This is a genomic window from Devosia salina (genome assembly GCF_019504385.1).
GTDB lineage: Bacteria > Pseudomonadota > Alphaproteobacteria > Rhizobiales > Devosiaceae > Devosia > Devosia salina.
In genome coordinates this window covers 1250038-1273785 of the sequence record NZ_CP080590.1, presented here as the reverse complement: position 1 = coordinate 1273785, position 23748 = coordinate 1250038, and the positions used below count along the sequence as shown (strand labels likewise).

Annotated in this window: 24 protein-coding genes and 1 tRNA gene; 11 read left to right on the top strand and 14 right to left on the bottom strand. The window is 64.5% G+C overall.

The window, feature by feature from the left end:
- Positions 1-365 precede the first annotated feature (365 nt).
- From nagA to K1X15_RS06030, 3 genes are read right to left on the bottom strand one after another with little or no spacing between them, the layout of a single operon-like run.
- Complete coding sequence (nagA, locus tag K1X15_RS06040; protein ID WP_220306597.1) at positions 366-1532, bottom strand: N-acetylglucosamine-6-phosphate deacetylase; 1167 nt, start codon at positions 1530-1532, stop codon at positions 366-368.
- Complete coding sequence (locus K1X15_RS06035; protein WP_220307453.1) at positions 1529-2539, bottom strand: SIS domain-containing protein; 1011 nt, start codon at positions 2537-2539, stop codon at positions 1529-1531. The genes nagA and K1X15_RS06035 overlap by 4 nt, the downstream gene beginning before the upstream one ends.
- A 14-nt stretch (positions 2540-2553) precedes the next feature.
- Complete coding sequence (locus tag K1X15_RS06030; protein ID WP_220306596.1) at positions 2554-3339, bottom strand: GntR family transcriptional regulator; 786 nt, start codon at positions 3337-3339, stop codon at positions 2554-2556.
- Positions 3340-3568: 229 nt separating this feature from the next.
- Between K1X15_RS06030 and K1X15_RS06025 the strand changes: the two genes are divergently transcribed.
- Together K1X15_RS06025 and K1X15_RS06020 are read left to right on the top strand one after the other, a co-directional pair.
- On the top strand, positions 3569-4477 hold the full coding sequence (locus K1X15_RS06025; protein ID WP_220306595.1) for an N-acetylmuramic acid 6-phosphate etherase: 909 nt from the start codon (positions 3569-3571) through the stop codon (positions 4475-4477).
- Positions 4478-4536: 59 nt separating this feature from the next.
- The gene (locus tag K1X15_RS06020; RefSeq protein WP_220306594.1) at positions 4537-4695 is read left to right on the top strand and encodes a hypothetical protein; all 159 of its coding nucleotides are present in this window, start codon (positions 4537-4539) and stop codon (positions 4693-4695) included.
- 121 nt (positions 4696-4816) lie between these two features.
- Here the strand turns inward: K1X15_RS06020 and K1X15_RS06015 are convergent.
- Positions 4817-4906 (bottom strand) — tRNA-Ser (locus K1X15_RS06015).
- A gap of 223 nt (positions 4907-5129) precedes the next feature.
- On the opposite strand from K1X15_RS06015, the gene K1X15_RS06010 reads away from it, so the two are divergent.
- The gene (locus K1X15_RS06010) at positions 5130-5684 is read left to right on the top strand and encodes a DUF2147 domain-containing protein (RefSeq protein ID WP_220306593.1); all 555 of its coding nucleotides are present in this window, start codon (positions 5130-5132) and stop codon (positions 5682-5684) included.
- Between the two features lies 1 nt (position 5685).
- On the opposite strand, the gene K1X15_RS06005 is transcribed toward K1X15_RS06010, so the two are convergent.
- Positions 5686-6126: a glyoxalase superfamily protein gene (locus K1X15_RS06005; protein WP_220306592.1), complete on the bottom strand. Its 441-nt coding sequence runs from the start codon at positions 6124-6126 to the stop codon at positions 5686-5688.
- A 287-nt stretch (positions 6127-6413) separates the two neighbouring features.
- On the opposite strand from K1X15_RS06005, the gene K1X15_RS06000 reads away from it, so the two are divergent.
- A complete protein-coding gene (locus K1X15_RS06000; protein ID WP_220306591.1) occupies positions 6414-7181 on the top strand; it encodes a sulfite exporter TauE/SafE family protein in 768 nt (255 codons plus the stop codon).
- A gap of 11 nt (positions 7182-7192) precedes the next feature.
- Here the strand turns inward: K1X15_RS06000 and K1X15_RS05995 are convergent, their stop codons facing one another.
- The 3 genes from K1X15_RS05995 to K1X15_RS05985 form a co-directional block, all read right to left on the bottom strand.
- On the bottom strand, positions 7193-9283 hold the full coding sequence (locus K1X15_RS05995; protein WP_220306590.1) for a molybdopterin-dependent oxidoreductase: 2091 nt from the start codon (positions 9281-9283) through the stop codon (positions 7193-7195).
- 80 nt (positions 9284-9363) lie between these two features.
- Positions 9364-9945, bottom strand: coding sequence for a hypothetical protein (locus K1X15_RS05990; protein ID WP_220306589.1), 582 nt, complete (start codon positions 9943-9945; stop codon positions 9364-9366).
- A 344-nt stretch (positions 9946-10289) separates the two neighbouring features.
- Positions 10290-11867 carry an MDR family MFS transporter gene (locus K1X15_RS05985; protein WP_220306588.1) on the bottom strand — a complete coding sequence of 526 codons (1578 nt, stop codon included), beginning with the start codon at positions 11865-11867 and terminating at the stop codon, positions 10290-10292.
- A 138-nt stretch (positions 11868-12005) separates the two neighbouring features.
- Here K1X15_RS05985 and K1X15_RS05980 point away from each other — a divergent pair, with 138 nt between their 5' ends.
- Positions 12006-12617 (top strand): MarR family winged helix-turn-helix transcriptional regulator, encoded by a 612-nt coding sequence (locus K1X15_RS05980; protein ID WP_220306587.1) that lies wholly within the window; start codon positions 12006-12008, stop codon positions 12615-12617.
- A 49-nt stretch (positions 12618-12666) separates the two neighbouring features.
- Here K1X15_RS05980 and K1X15_RS05975 read toward each other — a convergent pair whose 3' ends face one another.
- Positions 12667-12993 (bottom strand): antibiotic biosynthesis monooxygenase, encoded by a 327-nt coding sequence (locus tag K1X15_RS05975; RefSeq protein ID WP_220306586.1) that lies wholly within the window; start codon positions 12991-12993, stop codon positions 12667-12669.
- A 218-nt stretch (positions 12994-13211) separates the two neighbouring features.
- Here K1X15_RS05975 and K1X15_RS05970 point away from each other — a divergent pair, with 218 nt between their 5' ends.
- Positions 13212-14420, top strand: coding sequence for an MFS transporter (locus K1X15_RS05970; RefSeq protein ID WP_220306585.1), 1209 nt, complete (start codon positions 13212-13214; stop codon positions 14418-14420).
- Here K1X15_RS05970 and K1X15_RS05965 read toward each other — a convergent pair whose 3' ends face one another.
- The 3 genes from K1X15_RS05965 to K1X15_RS05955 form a co-directional block, all read right to left on the bottom strand.
- Entirely contained in the window at positions 14421-16343 is a 1923-nt protein-coding gene (locus tag K1X15_RS05965; RefSeq protein WP_220306584.1) for a DEAD/DEAH box helicase, read from the bottom strand. It lies immediately after the preceding gene.
- Between the two features lie 298 nt (positions 16344-16641).
- Positions 16642-17064: a nucleoside-diphosphate kinase gene (gene ndk / locus K1X15_RS05960; RefSeq protein ID WP_220306583.1), complete on the bottom strand. Its 423-nt coding sequence runs from the start codon at positions 17062-17064 to the stop codon at positions 16642-16644.
- Between the two features lie 87 nt (positions 17065-17151).
- Positions 17152-17559, bottom strand: a complete 408-nt coding sequence (locus tag K1X15_RS05955) for a hypothetical protein (RefSeq protein WP_220306582.1) — start codon at positions 17557-17559, stop codon at positions 17152-17154.
- Positions 17560-17655: 96 nt separating this feature from the next.
- Between K1X15_RS05955 and K1X15_RS05950 the strand changes: the two genes are divergently transcribed.
- The 5 genes from K1X15_RS05950 to K1X15_RS05930 all read left to right on the top strand — a co-directional run bounded on the left by K1X15_RS05950 (position 17656) and on the right by K1X15_RS05930 (position 22658).
- Positions 17656-19527, top strand: coding sequence for an ABC-F family ATP-binding cassette domain-containing protein (locus tag K1X15_RS05950; protein WP_220306581.1), 1872 nt, complete (start codon positions 17656-17658; stop codon positions 19525-19527).
- Positions 19524-19958 carry a cupin domain-containing protein gene (locus K1X15_RS05945; protein WP_220306580.1) on the top strand — a complete coding sequence of 145 codons (435 nt, stop codon included), beginning with the start codon at positions 19524-19526 and terminating at the stop codon, positions 19956-19958. Before K1X15_RS05950 ends, K1X15_RS05945 begins: the two co-directional genes overlap by 4 nt.
- A 61-nt stretch (positions 19959-20019) precedes the next feature.
- Positions 20020-20826 (top strand): DUF4344 domain-containing metallopeptidase, encoded by an 807-nt coding sequence (locus K1X15_RS05940; RefSeq protein WP_220306579.1) that lies wholly within the window; start codon positions 20020-20022, stop codon positions 20824-20826.
- A 60-nt stretch (positions 20827-20886) separates the two neighbouring features.
- Complete coding sequence (locus tag K1X15_RS05935) at positions 20887-21711, top strand: DUF4344 domain-containing metallopeptidase (RefSeq protein WP_220306578.1); 825 nt, start codon at positions 20887-20889, stop codon at positions 21709-21711.
- 62 nt (positions 21712-21773) lie between these two features.
- Entirely contained in the window at positions 21774-22658 is an 885-nt protein-coding gene (locus tag K1X15_RS05930; protein ID WP_220306577.1) for a DUF4344 domain-containing metallopeptidase, read from the top strand.
- Here the strand turns inward: K1X15_RS05930 and K1X15_RS05925 are convergent.
- Entirely contained in the window at positions 22651-23268 is a 618-nt protein-coding gene (locus K1X15_RS05925) for a YitT family protein (RefSeq protein WP_220306576.1), read from the bottom strand. The two genes, K1X15_RS05930 and K1X15_RS05925, sit on opposite strands and share 8 nt — an antisense overlap.
- Positions 23265-23711, bottom strand: coding sequence for a DNA polymerase III subunit chi (locus K1X15_RS05920; RefSeq protein ID WP_220306575.1), 447 nt, complete (start codon positions 23709-23711; stop codon positions 23265-23267). The genes K1X15_RS05925 and K1X15_RS05920 overlap by 4 nt, the downstream gene beginning before the upstream one ends.
- Positions 23712-23748: the final 37 nt, after the last annotated feature.

The window sequence follows — 23748 nt, the reverse complement described above, 5'->3', positions numbered from 1 at the left end:
TGGTTGCACACGGGTTGTTGCAGATTCAGCACACAGTTGGAAACGGACTGTTAAGCGGCGTGAAGATTTCGTTAAAATCCGCGGTATTCCGGGGCTTTGCCGACCAATCGGGCGCTGCAGGCGCGGGTTTGGCGTCGATTCCGTGTACGATGCGGCTCCTGCCCAAATCGCGGCGGCGCCATGGTGCAATCGTGACCAGGGCAGCATGGGCAAATGTGCCAGCAGGCCAGCCGCGCGACGTCCGCAAGGTTGTCGAAGTGGGGCCGTGCGCGTGGGGTCGATGCGTCATTGTGGGCCGGGCGGGCATTGACGGCACCCGGGGACTCGAGGGGCTGCCGGGCAACAGAGAGCCGCGTCGGTCGGGGCTAGTTCGACCCCGACCACACCTTTTCGCCAGCGATCCAGGTGGAGCGGACCCGGCGGTCGTCCGAGAGATGTACGAAGCTGGCCGCTGCAGCGGGGCCCAGGTGACCCAGGGTTTCGGCCATGCCAATCGCTTGCGCTGGATAGAGGGAGGCCATGCGGAAGGCCTCGTCCGGCTCCAGGCCAATGGTGTCGATCATGAAATTGACAGCGTCGATCATGTCGAGATCTGCCCCGGCCAGCGTGCCGTCGGCCAGGCGCAGGGCGCCGTGGGCACGGGTGATGGTGCGGCCATTGAGTTCGAAGCTGGTGAGGTCGGTACCGGTCTGGGACATGGCGTCGGTCACCAGGAATATACGGCCGGGACCGCGCTTGGCGCGCAGCGCCGCGCCCATCGAGGCGGGGTGAACGTGAATGCCGTCGGCAATCATCCCGGCGGTGACCTCGGGCCGGGCGAGGACCGCACCGACGACGCCCGGTTCACGGTTGCCCATCTGGCTCATGGCGTTGAACAGGTGCGTCGCCATGCTGGCGCCGGCATCGAAGGCGGCTATGGCCTGATCATAGCTGGCGTCCGAATGCCCAATGCTGACAATTGCTCCGGCCGCCGCCAGCGCCGCAATCCGGTCGGGCGGCACGGTTTCGGCGGCGACTGTACACAACAGGGTGGGCAAGGCTTTCGCGGCGGCTGTGAGGCGCGCCAGATCGGCGTCGTCCATCGGACGGATCAGGGCAGGATCGTGGGTACCCTTGCGGGCCAGCGCCAGATGCGGCCCTTCCAGATGAAGGCCGATGAAGCCAGGCACGCGCTCGGCGTCCGCAGCAATGCCCGCGGCGATGGCCAGGTCGTTGATGGCCGCAGTGTCGGTAATCAGGGTCGGCAGCAACGCCGTCGTTCCGAACTGGGCGTGCGCCGAGCAGATGGTGCGGATGGATTCGAGCGTGGGCGCGTTGTTGAACAGCACGCCGCCGCCGCCATTGACCTGCAGATCCACAAAGCCGGGCACCAGCATGCCCCCGTCCAGCGCGATGTGCTCGGCATGGGCCGGCACGGCATCGCGCGAAACGATGCCGGAGACGTAACCGAACTCTACGAGCAGAACCGCATCGTCATGCCAGTCATTGCCATCAAAGATGCGCGCGCCGGAAAAGGCGAGAAGGTCGCTCATACCGTCTCCGTGACCTTGCGCAGCATTGGCGGCTCATCGGGGTTGAGGCCGCGATGGCGCGCCAGCGCCTCCACGAAGCCGTAGAAGGAAACGATCAGGGCGAGCGGATCGGTGATCGGGTGGCCCGTGGCGGCAAAGGGCAGACGCGTCGCCGCTCCCGCCCGATCGCTGGTGAGGAAGGCGCGCGCGCCCTGCCCGGCCAACTTGTGGGCCATGTCGGCGACCGAAGCCTCGGCCGCATCCCGGGCCGCCAGGCCCAGTACCGGATATCCGGGGGTCACGATCGAGACCGGGCCGTGCATCACCTCGGCGGCACTGTAGGATTCGCCCTGGATGCCGCAGGTCTCCTTGAACTTCAGCGCCGCTTCATTGGCGATGGCAAAGCCCGGACCACGGCCCAGCACATAAAGCGCGGAATGTCCGTCCAGCGCCGGAATCATCTCGGACCAGTCGCAGGCCACAGCCTGGGCCAGGCTATCGGGCAGCGCATCGATGGCGCAACCGAGGTCCGCATCGCCGCTCCAGCGCGCCAGGAGCGCAAGGCCCGCGACGACGGAGGTGACGAATGTCTTGGTTGCCGCAACGCTCTTTTCAAGGCCGGCATGAAGATCGATGGTCACGTCACTGGCGCCGGCCAGCGGCGAGTCCGGCGTGTTGGTGATGGCGATCGTGGTGGCCCCGCTGCGGCGGGCAGACTGCGCCATGCCGACGATGTCCGGGCTCTTCCCCGACTGCGAAACGGCGATGGCCGCAGCCTTGCCGAGCTTTAAGTCGCGTCCATAGATCGAGGCGATGGAAGGGCCCACCGAGGCCACTGGAACACCCATGGTCAGCTCGATCGCGTATTTGAGATAGGCCGAGGCATGGTCCGAGGAACCGCGCGCCACGGTCACCACCAGGGCTGGGTCAAGGGCGCGCAGGCGCGCCGCTGCATCGTCGAGCGAACCGGCCGAGGCCTTGAGGAACCCGGCAACCACCTGCGGAATCTGATCAACTTCCTGGCGCATAATAGTTTGTTCGGTCACGATTTGCGGGCTCCATTGCTGGCATCGCCAAGCCGCAGCTCGGCAACAAAGTCATAGGTGTCGCCCCGATAGATGGAGCGGGTGAATTCGATGACGCGGCCGGTGCCGAGATAGGAAATGCGCTCGATATGCAGTCCTGCGGACCCGACGGGAATCTGTAGGAGGTGGGCATCGTCCTCGGCGATATTGGCGGCGCGAATGCGCTGGATAGCGCGCACCGGACGGGTGCCCGACACTTCGAGATGCTTGTAGAGCGAATCCTTGATGGCGGTTGGCTCGGGCAGGATGTCGGCAGACAGGCTCGCGCGCTCTATGGCGAGCGGTGTGTCGCCGGTGAGGCGCAGGCGCGAAATGCGGGCCACGCGCTGGCCGGCGCCGAGCCCGAGGATGATGGTTTCCTCCGGCGACGGCAGATAGAGGCCACGCTCCAGCCATTCGGCCCGCACCGCCATGCCACGGCGCGCCATATCTTCGGTGAAGGAGGTGAGCTGGGAGAGCGATTGCTCGACCCGCTGGGTTTCGGGCGCGACGAACGTGCCCGACCCGTGCCGCTGCACCAGCACGCCTTCGTGCACCAGCTGCTGCACAGCCTTGCGAACGGTGACGCGCGACACATCTGCGCGTTGCGCCAGGTCCCGCTCGGAGGGCAAGGCATCGCCGGGGTTGATAAGCCCACGCGTTATGGCATCTTCTATCCAGCGCTTGAGCTGGAGGTAGAGCGGGCCACCAATCGGCAGCACGACCGGTCCCTCGCCAAAAATATTGCCGGACTGTTCAGTCACTGGTGCTCCTAGGCCGCCCTCGCGCGGGACGGCAGGTCAGGTACGGCAGATGCCGCACCGGCCTATAATACCAATAAAATACCATTTACCAAGCCCCTTTGCGTGGAGCTGCGCGCAAACATCGCATATCGCTGTGGATATTGCGCTTTTGCGAAACGCAAATTATCCCTTGGGCGTTTGATACGCTTAAGTGGTATTTTTTTGGCATCATTGCCAGGCGGGAGAACCAATGGCCGACAAGCAGACCGAAGGGCGCCACGCGCAGGCGGCAGGGCTGGACCTGATGGCCGATGCCGACATCCTCGCGCTTCTCGCCCGCGGCCAGGTGGCGGCAGCCGAATGCGTTGGCGCTGCTGCGCCGGCCATTGCCGAAGGCGCGGTCTTGGCCGCCCGCACAATCAGGGAGGGTGGCAGGCTGATCTATGCCGCAGCGGGCAGTTCCGGCCTGATGGCGCTTGCCGATGCCCTCGAATTGCCGGGCACCTACGGCATCGCGCGGGACCGGATCGTCGTATTGCTGGCAGGCGGCCAGGACGCGCTCGTCGACATGCGCGGCGGACCTGAGGACGATGGCGACGCCGCCCGCACCGCACTCGAAGCGGTTGCACCGGACGCGCGGGATTGTGTCATCGCGGTGACCGCCAGCGGGCATACGCCCTATCCACTTGCGGCAGTGGATGCCGCCCGGCAGGCCGGTGCGCGCAGCATCGGCATCGCCAACAATGCCGGGGCGAGCCTGTTCGAGCGGGTCGATGTGTCCATCTGCCTCGAGACGCCGCCAGAGGTCATCGCCGGGTCCACGCGCATGGGCGCGGGAACGGCGCAGAAGATCGCACTCAACATGCTGTCCACCCTTATGGCGATCCGCCTGGGTCATGTGCATGACGGGTTCATGGTCAATGTGGTGGCGGACAACGAGAAATTGCGCGGCCGGGCGCGGGGCATCGTGATGGCCGTGGCGGGCGTGGACGGCGTTATTGCCGAGAGAGCGCTGAAGGCCAGTGGCGGCGCCGTAAAGCCGGCCATTCTCCTGGCCCTCGGCGTCAGCTCCCCCGCCGAAGCCGAGACGTTGCTGGCCCGCCATGACGGCCATCTGCGCCCTGCCATTGCACAGCTGCCAGAACCCAAGGCCGGGTAGTGCCGATCAACCAGACTTGCTTCAATTGCACCTGTCGAGAGCGACCGGGAGCCGAGGCGATGTCGTGGATATCCATCAGAACCGCCCGTGGCGTGATTAAGATCAAGCCGCGCTGGCAGATGCGCTGGGCCGAGCGGACCGGCAAGGTGCGCGTCATTGATCTCGGGCTGGTGATCATCGCCTGGTGGTCGGATGACGATCTGGCGCGACTTCAGTGACCCGGACGGGAGCCCACGCGATAGCCTTGCTCGGCTTGGTGAAGCCGGTCTGACGCACCGCAGAATTGGCCCCGTGCGAGGGTCGCAAGCGCTGGCAGACACGCAGGTATTGAATGGGAAGTGGCGGAGAGGAAGGGATTCGAACCCTCGAGACCGTTCCCGATCTGCACCCTTAGCAGGGGTGTGCCTTCGACCACTCGGCCACCTCTCCGGCGCGGTCGGGTCTAGCGGGAGCGTTCGGGGATGGCAAGCGGTTTTTGTCCCCGCCGCGGCAGGGGCGGGCCGGATGTGGATACCGACTGCACGGCGCCGCCTCAATTTGGTTGGTAAGCTGGGCCATTCTTGGCTTAGATCGACGCGGCGGCGGACGGGTCCGAATCTTCGGATGCGTCGATTCCCAAGATGTGCCGGAACCAGGCAAGAGGCGGAAACGAATGACAGGCAGGATCGACATATGGCGCGGATGGCTGGCAGCACCGCTCCTGGCCGGCATGGTCGGCACTGTTGCAGCGCAGGATGCGGCATCGCCGGCACTGATCGAAGGGGTCTGGCGCACGCTGCTGCAATCGGAAATCACCATCAGCCCATGCGAGGGCGGCTATTGCGGCCATCTTTCGCACATCGTGGTGCCCGAGGGCATGCTGAGCGGCGCCGAGGCGGAAGCGGCCGCGGCCATGGCACCCGAAGACTTCTTCGACTATCGCAATGAAGATCCCGCCCTGCGGGACCGCCCGATGCTGGGGCTACAGATCCTGACCCTGTGGCCGGGTAAAGAGGCCTACATTTTCGACGGGGAGATCTACAATCCCGAGGATGGCAAGACCTATTCGGGCTATGTCGAGATGGTCGGCCCGGACACGCTGCGCCTCAATGGCTGCGTGCTGTTCAATGTCGTGTGCCGCGGCGAAGAATGGACGCGCGTGCCGGCGGAAGAAATCGAAGCGCGGCTGGAAGCCGAGGCGGCAGAGCCTGCCGCCTCGGTCCAGTAGCTCACTCGCGCATCAAGCGCATCTGCGGCACGCCATTGCCACGCAGGGCGGGCGAGACGCCATGGATATCCACGGTCGCGGTCACCCGCTGGCGCAGCGCGGCGAACATGAAGGTCGGCGTCACATTCACCGGTTCGTCGAACTGGATGGTGACGGTATAGGCCTGCATGTTGTGGGCCAGCTGCACGCCGATCAGCAATCCCCTGAAGGGCTGCTCAAGATAGTGGCCTTTGACGCGCATGCCGACCTGGAAGGGCACGGCCACCCGGTCCGGCAGGGCAGCGCGGGCGGTGTTCCAGTCGCGGTAGCCATGGGCGCGCGCCACTTCTTCAAGCGCGGCGCTGTGGCTCAGTTGCTGGCCGGATCGGGCGCGCTGTTCGCGCAGGGATTTTGCCTCGGACTTCAGAGTCTGGGCGGATGGGGTATCGAGAGAAAAAGACATGGTTCGGGTCTCTCCAGACATGGAGGCGACTTCGTGCATGGGGCCCGCATTGCCATGATGCGCCTTGGGAGAAAACAACCGAAGGGCTCACAAAACGGCTGGACTTCACCAAGGATCTTACGATCCGCGGGCGGCAGGCGCCAGCAACCGGGGCGGTAAATGCGCTCGATAGGCGTTCGAGTCAAGAGCGCGCCGATCAAATGCGGTGATGGTCTGATCAGACAATTGCGTTGGGCGGACGGGCGGTGCCGGTCTAGGAACAATGCCAAACGCATCGCGGGGGACCGATGACCGAAATCCTGTTGCTGTTGGCGGGCCTGGTCGGTGGCGCACTCAATTCGCTGGCCGGTGGAGGCTCGTTCATCGTGTTTCCGGCGCTGCTGTTTTCTGGCGTTCCGCCGGTGCTGGCCAATGCTTCCAACACCTATGCGGCCCTGCCCGGCTATGTCAGCGGCGCCGCCGGCTATTGGAAATCGGTGGCCGGCTACAAGGATCGCCTGGTGATCTATGGCCTCGTGTCAGCGGTCTTCGGCTATCTGGGTGCCGAACTGCTGCTGGTGGTTTCCGACGAGCAGTTCTCGCTGGTCGTGCCCTGGCTCATGGGATTTGCGGTCGCGCTGTTCGTTTTCGGCAACCGGATCAACATGGCGCTGCGAGCCCGCAGCGGCGAGAAACGCGGCATGAAAGCGCTGGGCGCAGTGCTCTTGATGGCGCTCCTGGCGGCGGTCTGCGTCTATGGCGGGTTCTTCAATGCCGGGCTCGGCATCTTGCTGCTCGCCTTTCTCGCCATGGCCGGCATGACCGACATTCACGCCATGAACGGGCTCAAGCTCTATATCTCGTCCATCGTGGCGGTGGTGGCGGTCGCCCGCTTCGCGCTCAATGGTTCAATCGACTGGTATCACGGCTCGATCGCGCTGGTCGGCGTCACCATCGGTGGCTATGCCGCGGCCCGGCTGGCCAGATTCATCCCGACGCATTGGATCCGCATTGGCGTGATCGTCTATGGCATCGGCATGACGGGGTATTTCTTCTGGGGCGCGTATTTCGCATAGAGCCGCTATCCTCAGACTGTCCTCAACCACACCGCCGCGTCATGGAAGGGCGCACCCCCAAAGGGCGGTGATGGCACCGCGCTGGTCAGCATGTTGATGCCCTTGCCGCCACGATGCGCCTTGTTGCGGTGCAGCCCCTCGGCGATGAGCACGCCGGTGCACAGCCCGTCATGGATACGGGCTGTCAGTTCGACCTGACCGCGACCATTGCCGATGATGACGGCGGCGCCATCGGCAATGCCGTGCCGGACCGCATCCTCGGGATGGATGAAGACAGTCGGCTCGCCCTCGCGCCGGAGGCTGCCGGGCGTCTGGTTGAAGGACGAGTTGAGAAAGGCGCGTGCCGGGCTGGTGGCCAGCTTGAACGGATGCGTCTCGTCCGCGGCCTCGTTGATCGCCCAATGATCGGCAAAGCGCGGCATTCCGGCCGGATCGCAGACCCAGCGATAACCCTTGCGATCGGCAACGTCCTGCCAGTTGGGGGCAAAACGGAAGCGACCATCGGGCCAGCCGAAACCATTGGCGAAGCGGGCGACCCCGTCAGGGCGCTCGCGATCGACAAAGCCGGTCTTTTCGACCTCTTCGAGTGCCGGATAGTTCGAGCGGGCAAAGGTGTCAGCCACCACCTCGCGGTCGGTAGCGTGGAAGACCGGGTCGTCGCTGCCAAGCCTCAAGGCGATAGCGTTGATGACCTCGTGGTTGGAACGCGCCTCGCCCGGGGCCTCGACCACCGCCGGACCGTAGAGCACGCGCGTGTGGCCGCCGCGGGTGTAGTAATCGTTGTGTTCGAGGAACATGGTGGCCGGCAGCACGATATCGGCAAGTTCGGCCGTTTCGGTCATGAACTGTTCGTGCACGACCAGGAACAGGTCCTCACGCATCAGCCCCTGCCGCACCAGCGCCTGATGCGGCGCCACCGTGGCCGGATTGGTGTTCTGAACGATCATCGCATGCACCGGCCCGCCGCCCTGCAGCGCTTTTGCGTCGCCGGTGAGGATGGGGCCGATCTCGGACATGTCGAGCAGGCGCGGCGTGCCCTTTTGCAGATGCGTGCCCTCGAGGCGTGATTTGTCGAGACCCCAGGTGCCGGAATTGGAATGGAAGGCGCCGCCGCCGCGATGCTGCCAAGCCCCAGTCATCGCGGGGATGCAGAGCGCAGCGTGAACTGCCGTGGCGCCGTTGCGCTGGCGGGAAAAGCCGTAGCCGAGGCGGAAAAAACTGCGCGGGGTCTTTCCTACCAGATGGGCGAATGCCTCGATCTCGGCCACCGAAAGGCCCGTGACCTCGGCAGCCCATTCGGGTGTGCGCGTCGCCAGATGGGCTTCGAACTCGGGCGAGAAATCGGTACGCCGGGCCATGTAGTCGCGGTCGGCGAGGCCGTCACGCAACAGCACGTGCATGGTGGCCACGGCCAGGGCGCCATCGGTGCCGGGACGCAGAACCAGGCCCATATCGGCCTGTTCCATGGTGGCGTTGCGATAGATGTCGATGACCACGACCTTGGCGCCGCGGGTCTTGCGGGCCTTCATCGCGTGCGTCATCACATTGACCTGGGTATGCACCGCATTGGTGCCCCAGATGACCACGCAATCGGCCTCGGCCATCTGCTCGGGATTGACGCCGCCCAGAAGGCCGGTGCCGGCAATGTAGCCAGGCCAGGCGAGACCCACGCAGATCGTGTCATATTGGTGTGAATAGCCGCGCACGGCGCGCAGGCGTTCGATGCCATCGCGCTGCACATGGCCCATGGTACCGGCATAGAAATAGGGCCAGACCGCCTCAGGGCCGTGGGTGGCCTCGACCTCGAGGAAGCGCGCGGCGATCTCGTCCAGCGCATCGTCCCAGGAGATGGTTTCCCACTGCCCTGCCCCCTTGGAGCCAATGCGGCGCATCGGCTGGAGCAGCCGCTCCGGGTGGTGGATGCGCTCGGCATAGCGCGCCACCTTCTCGCAGATCACCCCGGCCGTATAGGGATCATCCTTGGCGCCGCGCACCCGGCCGACGCTGCCGTCGGGCAGGATGTCGACATCGAGCGCGCAGACCGAGGGACAGTCATGCGGGCAGACCGAGCGGATGGTGCGTTGGGCGAGCGGAGCGTTCATGCCCACAGGGTATCGCCGCCCCTGCCCCGCGACAATCGCATTGTGGTGATGGGTCCGATCAGGGGCGATGATGGCCGCGTTTAGGTGGCAAACGCCTTGGTTGCGGTTTCGGCATTGCGACGGGCGCGGGTGGTGGCATGTTTGGCCAATTGCGCTGCTCCGCCATGGAACTGCGAGAAGGTGATGCGACCCGATGCGCCGGCAATCGTCACACCGCGCCAGTTGGGCCGTACTGAGCGGACCTCGGACCAGTCCAGCGCAACCACGCGTCCCAGGGCGCTACGATGCGTCACTTGCCGATGATCCCACCGCGTCTGGGTAAACAGGCCCGCCATGCCGATGCCGAGGGCTCCGCCCGAGAGCAGCAGTACGGCGATGTAGGTGGCGACCAGTTGAGTCGTGTCAGCGACATGCCCCATGATGACAACGGCGAAAAGCAGGATTGCGGCCAGCGCCGCCGCCCCGTAGCAGGCAAAATACTCGACCATGGATGGGCGCAGCTCCGCCCAGCCCCCTTCGACCACTACTGCATCTTCGGGCTGCAGCAGCCGAAGCGCCAGGAACGCGGCATAGCCAAAGGCGACCACCCCCGCCGCGCGCGAAAGCGGCAAGTGGGCAGTAGCGGGAATGTACTTGAGAAGGATGAGAAGGGTGATCGTCACGAGTGGCAAAGCCACTTCCTGCCAACGCAAAGGCACGCTGCTATTCTCCACGGTGCTGGGGCCGGTGACGCGGTCTCGACCAAACTTGTGAAAACAAAGGTACGCATGCGCAGTGATTTGGCCATTCACAATTTCGCCAAAACTGGGGCAGTGCCCTCGTCGGGTGGCGAGGGGACGGGCCTGGCGGTTGAGAATATGAATCAACTGGCTGACAGATTGAGTCTCCTGCAACCCTCAAGCCATTGATTTTTCGCCACTTGCCTTGACCGAACAAGCAAAGGCCGCCCCAGCGCGTGACCGGGGCGGCACTTCAATTCTTGTCGGTCAATTGTGGCTGAAAAGCCTCAGCGACCGGCTGTGACGGGTGCGCCAACCATGGCCGCCGTGGTCTGTTCCTCCGCGTCGATCTCGGCTTCAGGCTCCTTGCGCAGCGTGGAGGACAGCGGTCGTTCCTCGAGCAGGAAGGTGAGGCCGAAGGCCAGCAAGGCCGCAGCGGCGGCAGTGAAGAACACCGGGTGGAGGGCGCTGGCGAATGCCTCGAGCACGAGGTTGCGAACGGGCTCGGGCAGCGCCGATACAGCCTGGGCGCTGAAGCTGCCGGTTCCGCCACCCGTGGGCATGACATCGCCAAGCCGCGACGCGAGACCGCTCGAGAAGATGGCGCCGAAAATGGAGACGCCTATGGAGCCACCGATCTGACGGAACAAAGTCGTTCCTGCGGTCGCCGCACCCACCACGCTGCGCGGCACCGCGTTCTGGGTGGCCGTGACGCTGACGCTGTTGACCGGGCCGATGCCTGCGCCCACCAGGAACATGTAGAGCGCGATCTGCCAGGACGGGGTATCGAGCTGCATGGTGGCGAGCAGCAAGAGGCCGATCGTGAGGCCGAAGGTTGAGACCTGCGGCAGGACCTTGTAGCGGCCGGTGCGAGTCATGATGAAGCCGGAGGACATCGAGGCGCCGATCAGACCCACCATCATCGGCACCAGCTGCAGCGCAGAATCGGTAGGCGAGACGCCCTTGGCGAGCTGCAGAAACATGGGCAGGAAAGTGATGGAGCCGAACATGGCCATGCCGACGAGGAAACCCACGGCGCTGGTGACCGCGAAGGTGTTGTTGCGGAACAGGGCGAGCGGCAGCACGGGCTCGGCAGCCCGGGCCTCGGTCCAGAGGAAGGCCCCAAGCATGACCAGCGCACCGACGATGAGACCGATGATCTGTACGGAAAACCAGCCCCAGGTATTGCCACCGAGCGAGGTGGCAAGGACGAAGGCGGTCAATCCGCCCGATAGCAGCACGAAGCCGGGATAGTCGATGCTGTGCTTGACCCGCTCGCCACGTGGCTTGAGCGCCACCGCGATGACTGCGAGCGCCAGTACGCCCAGCGGCAGGTTGATGAGGAAAATCCACTGCCAGGACATGTGCTCGACAATGAAGCCGCCGAGGAGCGGGCCGACCACCGTAGCAACGCCAAAGACCGCGCCGAACAGGCCCTGCACCTTGCCGCGCTGGCGCGGGGGGATGATGTCGGCCACCACGGTCATCGCCACGACCATGAGACCACCCCCGCCCAGGCCCTGAATGGCCCGTGCGAAAATCAGGAAAGTCATGGAACTGGCCATGGCCGACAGCACGGCGCCGACCAGGAAGATGACTATGGCAGCCTGCAGCACGATCTTGCGGCCGTAGAGGTCGCCGAGCTTGCCATAGATGGGCGCGACCACGGTGGAGCTGAGCAGATAGGCAATGACGACCCAGGTCAGGTGATCAAGGCCGCCAAGCTGGCCGACGATGGAGGGCAGCGCCGTCGATACGATGGTCTGGCCCAGCGAGGCCAACAGCAGGGTTACCGCAACGGCGCCGATGACCAGCGCGACGGAGGGGTTCTCCGGCGCTTCGGTCGGTTGAACAGGTTCGGACATTGGGGCATTCCTTGCGAAGAGAGCCGGCGGGGTGCGCCAGGCCTTGCGAATTCGATCTTGGCGGCATACATGTGCCGACAGCAATTACATGTCAATAGCATGCATCTGCAGGAAGCATGCAAATATGCGGAGGCTGCCATGCCTTTCAAGAGCGGAACCGAGCTGGCCGCCATGTTGCGCGAGGCCGGCATCGACCCGGCGACGGCCGAGGCCGTGCTCGATATTGACGGGTTGATGCAGAAATGGCGTCGCCGCGCCATGCGCCGGGAACTGGGTCACCGCGCTCTGGTCGACCTTAAGGTGGGCATCGATCTGGCCCAGTTCGATGTGCTGGCGGCCATCGAAGGGCCGTCCCTGGATGCGGGCGAGAGCCAGGGCGAAACCATGATCGCCACGGTCGCCGAACGGCTCAACATTGATCCTTCCCGCGCCAGCCGACTGGTCAGCGAGATGGTGGAACAGGGCTTTGCGCAGCGCGCCGTCAGCCAGGCCGATGCGAGGCGCACCGTCATCGTGCTCACCGAACGCGCGCGCGCGGTGGTCGGGGCGGTGCAGGCCTACAAGTTCCTCATCATGGGCGACTTTCTCTCAGAGTGGGACCCGGCCGAACTGGCCGCATTCGTGCCCCTGCTCAAGCGCTTCGGCAGTTGGATGGATGGTATCGATCCGGCCATGGAAAAGCATGCCGCGGAGATCGCAGCCTTGGCCGAAAGTATCGCCCAGCAAGGAACGCAGTCCGAGCCGGCCTGACGCACCCGCCCGCCAGGCGGCGAGCAGGCGACCGGCCGGACCGGTTCGGCTAGTGTTTACGCACGTCGTACTCGGCGGCGACTTCGCCCGAAACGGGATCGGTCAAACCCAGATCGTCGCCAAGATCCTCGAGCATGGACCGCATGCCATCGAGTGACTTGATCATAGCGGGACGCGCCTTGACGATGCTGTCGAAATCATCCCACTCGCCCAGCACGCAGTAGGATCGGTCGCCCGTCTTGACGAGGCTGAAACGCCGCATGCCGGCCGATTTGAATTCGTCGCCGGCCGATTTCAGCATGTCGTTGTGATGGGCAATAAACGCGTCGTCGAAGCCGGGTTTCACCCGCATACGCACGATATTATAGGCCGTCATTCAAGGCCTCCCATGTTTGGCCGCACCGGCCGCCCACGCGGCCTGACGCGGAGCCGACATGATACGCCCGCCCGGTCTCTGTTTACAGGGGGTTTCATCGATCGAACGGGTGCTGCGGCGCAGCGATTGCCGTGATGGCAGCCATGAAAACGATTTGTTGGACAGCAGCGGTTTGCGCGCCTAGCAATCTCGGCGCCACGGAGAGGAGCGGACTGAGGATGACACAATCACGCCTGCCGGTCACGGCGCTCCTGGGCGCCAACATGTTCTTTTCCGGCGTCACCTATGCCGCCACCATGCCCTATGCCTCGCTGGTCGGCGTGGACAATCTGGGTATGTCGCCAGGATTTTTCGCGGCGGTGATGAGCACGGGCGCCATCTGCGGGACCTTTGTTTCGCTCGGTCTGGGCTATCTCTCCGACAAGCTGCCGGATCGGCGCATCCTGGTTTTGATCACGGCATTGGCCGGCATTCTCGCGCATGGGCTTATCTATCTCTTTCCGTCGCAACTGAGCTTTGCCATTGCCATGGGGCTCATCATGCCGCTGGCCGGCGCCTGCTATGGCCAGGGCTTTGGCTATGTGCGCGTGTTCTATCTCAAGCATCGTCGGGCCAGGGCCGACTTCATGGTCACGAGCCTTCGGACTGTGTTCACGCTGGCCTGGGTCGTCGTGCCGCCACTGGCCGGGTGGGTCGCCGCCCAGTTCAGCATCTTCGACATCTATCTGGCGTCGTCACTCAGCTACGCCGCCATGGCCGGAATCTTCGCCCTGCTGATGACGGATCAGCGGACGGCGGTGCAAGTGCCCGCTCCCGTACGGGCCGAGGGGGCATCGCTGCTGTCCGTGTTCGAGCTCAGGCCCGGGGTACTGGCCGGGCTGGCCGGGCTGATCGTCATGGTCGGCGCCATGCGGCTCCTCACCTTGACCGTCTCGCTCTTCATCGTCAGCGACCTGGGCGGGACGGTGACTGATGTGGGGTTCTATGCCGGCATCACGGCCGCCGTCGAGGCACCCTGCATGCTGCTGCTGGCCTGGCTGACAACGCGGCTGAGCAAGGAAACCCTCTTGGCGGCGGCGGGGCTGGTCATGGCGCTTTTCATCGGGCTTACCAGCGTTCTGACAAGCGTAACGGCGCTCTACTGGCTTTTGCTGCTCAATGGCCTGGGCACGGCGGCACTGATGAGCATCAACATTCCCTATATCCAGGACGCCATAAAGGGCCGCATCGGGCTATCCACTTCGCTGATGGACATTGTGGCCATCGCCGCCAACCTCCTGGGGGCAGCCGGGTTCGGCCTGCTTGCCTCGGGCGGCAACTACCGGCTGGCGCTGGCGGTTGCTGCGGGTCTCTCGGTGATTGGCGCAGCCATCATGGCACTTGGCAATCTGGAACGGCTGGGCCGGCCGAAACCGGCCCTTGCCTGATCATTCGGAGGCCCGGCTCTTCTTGTGGTCCTTGGGCTTCGCCTTCCTGGCGGGGCGCTCGGCACCATCCGCGGCGGGCTTGGCCCATTTCGGCTTACCCTTGTCCTTGGGGAAGGGCTTGTCCTTGGCGGCGTAGGGCTTTGGGCTCTTGGCGGGCCGGGCCTCGCGCGGCGGGCGCGGGGTCTCCATCATGGCCTCGAAGTCACTATCGGCCTTGGGCTTGGCGTAGCGTTCCTTGCGGTCGGCACGCTCAGGACGGGCTTTCATCGGGTCGTACTTTTCCGGCGGCCCTGGCGGCCGGCGCTTGGACTGCGGTCGATCCGGGCGCTCGCCGGGACCCTCGACGGCATTGATGTGCACACCCTTTTCGCCGGTGCCATTGGTGCCGACATTGCGCAGGAAGCTGTCGACCTTGTCGGCCGCAACTTCGAAGATCGTCTCGGTGTCGAAGATGCGGATCGAACCGACGGCCGATTTGGTGACACCACCGGCCTTGCAGATCATCGGCAGCAGCCAGCGCGGCTCGGCCCGCTGCTTGCGTCCCAGGTTGACCTTGAACCAGGAGCCGCCGGCGAAGGCCTCGCGGCTGCGCGGCGCGCGATCTTCCTCGACCGGAACATTGATGTCCTCGGGCACAGGACGTGCGGCCAGTTGCATGCGCAGATAGGCCGCAGCCACCACTTCGGGGTTGTGCCGCTCCAGAAGTTGGGCGACCAGCGGCGCCTCGTCCTCATTGGCGGGCACGAGCAGCGTCTCGGCGGTCAGGATGTGCTCCTGATAGCGCGCGTCGATCTCGGCGGCCGTCGGCGGCGCCAGCATCTGGGCGTCGATCTTGGCGGCGCGCAGGATGGACTGCGCCACGCGCTTGCGATGGGTGGGCGAAATGACGACGCAGGTACCCTTGCGCCCTGCCCGTCCGGTGCGGCCCGAGCGGTGCAGCAGGGTCTCGGCATTCATGGGCAGTTCGGCATGGATGACGAGGTCGAGATTGGGCAGGTCGATGCCGCGGGCGGCGACGTCGGTGGCGACGCAGATGCGGGCGCGGCCGTCGCGCATGGCCTGGAGGGCATTGGTGCGCTCGGCCTGGGTCAGTTCGCCCGAGAGGGTGACCACGTCGAAGCCGCGATTATGGAGGCGCGCCGAAAGGTGCTTCACTGCTTCGCGGGTCGAGGCGAAGACGATGGTATTGGTGCTTTCGAACCAAAGCAGCGTGTTGATGACGGCGTTCTCGCGCTGATCGGCGGGCACAACCATGAGCTTGTAGTCGATATCGGCATGCTGCTCGCCCGAGCTGGTGGCCGAAATGCGCAGCGCATCGTTCTGGAAGGTCTTGGCCAGCTCGGCGATGGGACGCGGCACGGTGGCCGAGAACAGCAGCGTGCGGCGATCCTCGGGGGCCGCGGCGAGGATGAACTCGAGGTCTTCGCGGAAGCCGAGGTCGAGCATTTCGTCGGCTTCATCTAGGACGACAGCGCGGAGGGCCGACATGTCTAGCGCGCCACGGGTGATGTGATCGCGCAGGCGCCCGGGCGTGCCGACGACGATATGGGCGCCGCGCTCCAGCGCCCGGCGCTCAGTGCGCTGGTCCATGCCGCCGACGCCGGCCGCCGTCTGGGCGTGCATTTCGGCACAGAGCCAGTCGAGTTCGCGACGGACCTGCATGGCCAGTTCGCGGGTCGGGGCGATAACGAGGGCCAGTGGTGCGCCGGGGGCGGGCAGGATCAGGTCGTCGCCGAGCAATGTCGGGGCGATGGCCATGCCGAAGGCGACGGTCTTGCCCGACCCGGTCTGGGCGGAGACGAGCAGATCGCGTCCATCCGCTGCGGGCTCGATCACGGCGGCCTGCACCGGGGTGAGACTGTCATAGCCTTTGGCCTCTAGGGCGCGGGCAATGGGGGCGATAATGGTTTCAGGCAGGGACATTAGGGGGCTTTCATGAAGCAGAACAGCCCCGGCAAGCGCGATGTCCACTCCCAAAACTCCGGGACATCTTCGCTCAAAAAGGGCGGTCGTTGGTAATGGTGCTCCGGCGATGTGCGAGAGCAATCGGACTTGATTGTGCACAATAGCACGATCAAGCAAAAAGGCCGCCCGGCTGGGCGGCCTGGTGTTTGGGGGTGGCGGAGGCATCGGCCCGGCCCTTCGCGGGGCTCAGGGCGTTCGCCCCTCAAATCGCTCCACTGGAGCGATTTGCCGGCTGACCAAAGTCAGCCGTCGGGTCTTACCCGACGATCTCGTCGTCGCTGAAGAAGAACTTGATTTCCTGGGCGGCGGTTTCGGGGGCGTCCGAACCGTGGACGGAGTTCTCGCCGACGGAGAGGGCGAATTCCTTGCGGATGGTGCCTTCGGCGGCGTTGGCCGGGTTGGTGGCGCCCATGATCTCGCGGTTCTTGAGGATGGCGTTTTCGCCTTCCAGGACCTGCACGACGACCGGCGAGGCGATCATCTGCTCGACCAGTTCACCAAAGAAGGGGCGCTCCTTGTGAACCGCGTAGAAGCCTTCGGCCTGGGCGCGGGTCATGTGGATCTTCTTCATGGCAACGGGGCGCAGGCCGTTCTCTTCGAACTTGGCGACGATCTTGCCGATCAGGTTGCGGCGGACGGCATCGGGCTTGATGATGGAGAAGGTGCGTTCGATCGCCATGGCGGTCATATCCTGCATTTGCTTGGAAAAGGTGGCGCCTTGTAGCGGGGACACGTGTCAGGCGCAAGACGCCAAGATGCCGCCGGGTCAGCCCTTGGGCGCCAGGCAATCGGTCTGCCCTTCGGTGGCTTCGATCTCCCCTTGGGCCACAACATTGTTCTGGGGGTCGGCGGCGGTGACAGACAGATTGATGACCGGCTCGGGCGCTTCGATGACCTGCTCGGTGCTGACCGGGACAATCTGCATGGTGCAGATTTCGGCGGTGCTGATGGTGGGCAGGTGGACGGCTACAATAGTGCCGCGCGGCTCTGCCAGACCGGCAGGCTCGACCGACCAGCAGGCGCTGCCATCGAAGGTGGCCTTGATGAGGATGCGTTCGGCGTCGATGCGGCAGGCCGAGAGGGACGTGAAAATGGCGGCTTCCTGCGCCACGACGGCACCAATGCTGAAGCTGGCGGCAAGGACGACCGGGACGGCGGCAAGGCTTCGGCGCATTAGACATCTCCTCGGGGGCGCTGTATTGGCACAGCGACACGTTTGAACGACTTTATGGACCGCCGATCCTTTCCAGCGGATCGGCGAGATTATGGCATGCTCAATATCAATAACCTGACCTATCGCATCCAGGGCCGCGTGCTGCTGGAAGATGCGGCTTTGGTGTTGCCCGACGGGGTCAAGGCCGGGTTCGTGGGCAAGAACGGTACGGGCAAGACCACGCTGTTCCACCTGATCCAGGGCCATATCGGCCCTGACGCAGGCTCCATCGAGGTCAACAAGAAGGCGCGGATCGGCGCGGTGGCGCAGGAAGCGCCGGCGGGCGACGAAACGGTGCTCGAAGTGGTGCTGGCTGCCGACAAGGAGCGCGCGGCGCTGCTGGCCGAAGCCGAGACGGCGACCGACCCGCACCGGATCGGCGAAATTCATATGCGGCTGGCCGATATCGACGCCCATAGCGCCGAGGCGCGGGCATCCTCGATACTCAAGGGCCTCGGCTTCGAACACGACCGGCAGAATGCGCCGACCCGGGAACTCTCGGGCGGCTGGCGCATGCGCGTGGCGCTGGCGGCGGTGCTGTTCAGCCAGCCCGACCTGTTGCTGCTGGACGAACCGACCAACTATCTCGACCTCGAAGGGACCTTGTGGCTGGAGAAATACCTGGCCACCTATCCCTACACAGTGTTCCTCATCAGCCACGACCGCGACCTCCTCAACAAGGCGGTCAATGCCATCGTGCATCTCGAGCATCGCAAACTGACCTTCTACAAGGGCAATTACGACACGTTCGAAGAGACGCGTCGCATGCAGATGGAGCTCAACAACAAGCAGCGCGAGAAGACGCTGGACCAGATCGCGCACTTGCAGAAATTCGTCGACCGCTTCAAGGCCAAGGCGACCAAGGCCAAGCAGGCGCAGGCGCGCGTCAAGATGATCGAGAAGCTGCGCCCGCCCGAGGCGATGTTTGACGAGCATGCCGCGCCGTTCCAGTTCCAGCAGCCCAAGACCGAGCTGCCGACGCCCATGATCACGCTGGACAAGGTGTCGACCGGCTATGGCGACAAGGTGATCCTCAGGAATGTCACCCAGCGCATCGACCCGGATGCGCGCATCGCGCTGATCGGCGTCAACGGCAACGGCAAGTCGACCTTTGCCAAGCTGCTGGCCGGGGACATTCCGGTCATCGACGGCAATCTCAAGATCAACAAGAAGCTCGAGATCGCCCATTTCGCGCAGCACCAGATGGACAAGCTCAAGCCCGAGCAGACGCCGCTGGAGCATGTGGCCGAATTGATGCCGCTCGACAACGAGACCAAGCGCCGGAGCCGGCTGGCGCAGATGGGGCTGACCACCTCGCGCATGGACACCAAGGCGAAGAACCTCTCGGGTGGCGAGCGCGCGCGACTGCTGATGGGGCTCATCACCTTTTCGGGGCCCTCGATGATGATCCTCGACGAACCGACCAACCATCTCGACATCGATAGCCGTGATGCGCTGGTCTATGCGCTCAACGACTATGAGGGCGCAGTGCTGATCATCTCCCATGACCGGCACCTGATCGAAGCGACCTGCGATACGCTCTGGATCGCCGAAAACGGCACGATCCGTGAGCTGGACGAGGACCTCGACAGCTACCAGCGCAACATCACCTCCAACAAGGACGGCAAGGCGGGGAGCGGCTCGAATGGTAATGACCGCAAGCAGTCGCGACAGGAGGCGGCCGCGCGTCGGGCCGAACTGGCTCCGCTCAAGAAGAAGATCGCCGACGCCGAGAACAAGATGAAACGGCTCAGGACCGAGATCGACAAGATCGAGGCGCAGCTTGCTGACCCCAAGGTCTATGACGGCCCGCCAGATCGCCTGATCGCGCTGGGCAAGGACAAGGCCCGCTTCGGCGCCGAGCTGGAGGCGCTCGAAGAGAGCTGGCTGGAGCATTCGGCAGAGCTGGAAGAGGCAGAGCGCGCATGAAGGCCGCGGCGATCATCGCTGAACTCGGCCTCGTCCGGCATCCGGAAGGCGGCTGGTATGTGCAGACTTTCGAGGGCGCGCCCGGCCCGGACGGCCGGGCTCGCTCCACGGCGATCTATTTCCTGCTCGAAGCCGGCCAGGTGTCGCATTGGCACCGGGTCGATGCCGTGGAAATCTGGCACTGGCACGCCGGGGCGCCACTGGAGCTCCGCATCGCGGCCTCCGGAGGCGTTGAGACCGGCATTCTGGGCGTTGACCTGGCCGCCGGGCAGCGCCCGCAGGCGATCGTGCCGGCACATGCCTGGCAATCCGCCCGGAGCCAGGGCGAGTGGACCTTGGTGAGTTGCACGGTGGCGCCCGGCTTCCGCTTCGAAGGTTTTGAGCTGGCCGCGCCTGGATGGGAGCCTGTCGGCTTCACCAAACCGGCATGAAGTCGTTGACGGGCGCGACGCGGTCCTCTTCACTCGGGGCGTGAACTCCGCGAGGCACAAGATGACCCGCCTGCCTGCCCTGATCCTTGCTTTGATCCTGTCGCTCTCTGCCCTGCCCGCTGCGGGGCAGGACCTGTCTGGCCTCACCAAGCAGGAACGGGCCGATACGCTGCGCTTTGCCGTGAACAATGGCCTGTTCACGCTCTACCACGAAGTGGCCCATCTGCTGATCGACCGGATGCAACTGCCGGTATTGGGCAAGGAAGAGGATGCTGCGGACAATTTTGCCACTTGGGTGCTGCTGCACAAGAACACGCCCGAGGCCAACCAGACGCTGGAAGACGCCGCGCGCGGCTGGGTGCTGACCGGCAAGAGCTATGGCGACTATTTCGGCGACGAGGACTATGCCTCGGGCTACAGCCCCGACCAGCACCGGGCCACGCAGATTGTCTGCCTGATGGTCGGTGCCGATGGCGCGGCCTTCCGGCGCGTCGCCAATGCCTACAACATTCCCGCCGAACGGCAGCACACCTGCCTTTACGACTATGAGCTTGTTGACCGGACCTTGGGCGGCCTCCTCTCTCCCGCGGGGTCGGGGAGCCGCGTGGACGTCACCTACCATGATGGCGGTCACCGGCTGCGGCTGGCGGAAAGGGTTTTTCGCGGCAGCGCCATCTTCGACACCGTCGCCGAGGAGTTGCGCCGGGGCTATCGGCTGGATGGTCGGGTAAAATTCACGGCGCGGCGGTGCGGAGAATCCAATGCCTTCTATGACCCCGCGACAACCGAGATTATCTTCTGCTATGAGCTGATGGCGGACTTCATGCAGCTCTATGTGGACGAGCTGCCGCGGCGCAGCCGCGATTGAGGGAGACGTCGGGGGGCGACGTTGTTTGGGCGGCAGGCGCCGCTGGATGGGGGACATTTCATGAAGCGAACAATCACGGCAGCGGCCGTCGGCTTGCTGTGCCTGGCAATCGGCTCCGGTGCGGCCCTGGGCCAGGATGACGAGAACCAGATCCTGGACGACGCCATGGCTTTTGCCATGCACGATGCTGCCTTCACCATCTATCATGAGGTGGGGCACATGCTGGTTGGCGAACTCGGCCTGCCCGTGCTGGGCAAGGAAGAGGACGCCGTCGACACGCTGGCGACCATCTGGCTGCTCAATGACGAGGACCAGGATTACGCCTTCAACGCGCTCATCGACGCCTCGGACGGCTGGTACTTCAACGCCGTCAACTCGACCGGCTCGGGTGTCGACGAGTTTTCCTATTATGACGAGCATAGCCTGGATATCCAGCGCGCCTATGCCATGGTCTGCCTGATGGTGGGGGCGGACCCTGATAATTTCGGGGAAACCGCCGACATCTATGAACTGGCCCCCGAGCAACAGGAGGACTGCGCCTATACCTATGAACAGGCGATGGCGTCCTGGGGCACCCTGCTCGCCTCATTCGAAATCAATGGCAACGAAAGCGCGCCGATCGAGGTGGTGTACGACGATGCCGGAGAATTTGAGGAATTCGCCCAGGCCCTCAAGCAGGACGAGTTGCTCGAGCGGGCGGCGGCCGAGATCATGGGCACCTATGCCCTGCCCAACCCCGTGACCTTCCGCGCCACCCAGTGCGGCGAGGCCAACGCCTTCTACGACCCTTCCGCCAGCGAAGTGACCTATTGCTACGAACTGGCTGCGGAGATGTTCAACCTCTACGTCTATGACATCGCCGGCTGGGGCGACACCGCCAATTGATCGCGTCGGCGGCAATTGCGCCGCCGGCAATTTTCATTTCGAGAACAAGATATTGCCTCATCATGTATCGTTTGCTGATAGCGCTTTTGTGCCTGCCTTTCCTTGCCTCCACCGCCCCGGCGCAGGAGTTGCACCCCCAGGCCTATGAACTGGCCGAACTGCGTGGCGACATCTCGCCGGAAGAAGCCGAGATTGCCCTGGAACTGATGTTCCGCCATATCGCCTATGTGCTGCATCACGAGGTGGGGCACCTGCTGATCAACGAACTCGACCTGCCGGTGCTTGGCTGGGAAGAAGACGCGGCGGACTCGCTCTCGACGCTGCTGCTGATCTGGGGCGACTCCGAAGATGCCTTCCGGACCCTGGATTCGGCCATCTATGGCTGGGTGCTTGGGCACGAGCGCGGCGGCATGCCGGGCGCCGATCGCCTGGCCGACGAGCATAGCCTCGATCTGCAGCGGGCGTATCACTCGGTGTGCATGATGATTGGCGCAGATGCTGAAATCTACACGCCCATCGCCGACAAACTGAACATGCCGGAGGCGCGTCGCCAGCGTTGCCCGGGTGAATTCAATCGCCTGCAGCGGAGCTGGGACGCGGTCCTGGAGCCGCATCGTCGCCCCGAAGGTCAGGCGGAAAGCGTGGTGCACGCCGTCTGGCTCGACCCGGACGAGGACACAGCCCCTTACGCCTCGCTGCTCAGGGACGAAGGCTTGATCGATATGGCAGCCGCGCAGCTGGCCGATGCCTTCCACATTCCCCGTGAAGTCGGGCTGGTGGGCCGGAACTGCGGCCACCCCAACGCCTATTATGTCCCCGACTATGCGCGGGTCGACCTTTGCTACGAGTTGGCAGCGCTCTCGTTCCACATGTTCGCCGATGACATCGTGGCCAGGCGCCAGCAGGCGGCCGAGGCGCGGCTCCCTGCATCAGCGCCGGCTAACTGAAGCCGACATAGCGCCCGGGCCGGTGGTTCAGGGCAATGATCATGTTGAGCACCAGCGCCCCGAGGATCGAATAGAGCACGCGATCGAAGGGCAGGACGAAGAAGGCGATGACGAGGATGACCGCATCGACGCCAAGCTGGAAATAGCCGGCGCGGATGCCGAAATTGTCCTGGAGATAGAGCGCCAGGATGTTGATGCCACCCACGCTGGCCTTGTGCCGGAACAGCGACAGGATGCCGAGCCCCATCAGCCCGCCCCCGACCAGGGCGGCAAACAGGGGATGGATCTGCTCGATGCCGATCCAGCCCGGGATCTGGCTTGTGAAATAGGAGACCAGCGCCACGCTGGCGATGGTCTTGACCGCGAAGGGCCAGCCCATGCGCAGAAATGCCAGGCCGTAGAACGGCAGGTTGATGGCAAAGAACAGCCAGCCGAAGGGAATGCCGGTGATGTATTGCAGCAGCAGTGCCAGGCCGGCACTGCTGCCGGTGGTCAGTTGCACCTGCGCATAAAAGGCAATGCCCAGCGACACCAGCATGGTGCCGATGAGCATGGCAAAGATATCCTCGTGCAGCTTGTGGCGGCTGGGCGTCGAGAGATCCGGCGTCATGCCTTCTTCACCCAGCGGCCATTGGCCTCCTGCTGCCAGTACGTGACGTCATTGTCGGCGCGCAGCAGCTTCCAGGCCTGGCGGGCCGCTGCCACGGCCTCCGGGTCGTGGCCGGAAAACAGGTAGACCAGGCGCACATAGCCCTCGCCCGATTGCGGCACCGCGCCATCGGCGAAAAAACGCACCGAGGCGCCATTGGCATTGTCGGAGCCGGTCGTGATCAGGATGGGCTGGAGCGGGTCGGTCTCTTCCCCGGCAAGACCGTGGGCAAGGAAGCTGTCGTCGCGATAGGACCACAGATGTGCATCGAGTGCCTCAGCGCGTTCGCGCGAGCCCACCTCCACCACTGCGCGCCAGCCGCGCTCCAGCGTCTTTTCGAGCAGGAGCGGCATGACGGCCTCGAGCGGGCGGGTTTCGAGATGATAGAACAAGACTTCAGCCATGAAATCATCCTATCGATGGCCCAAGGATTGCGCCAGC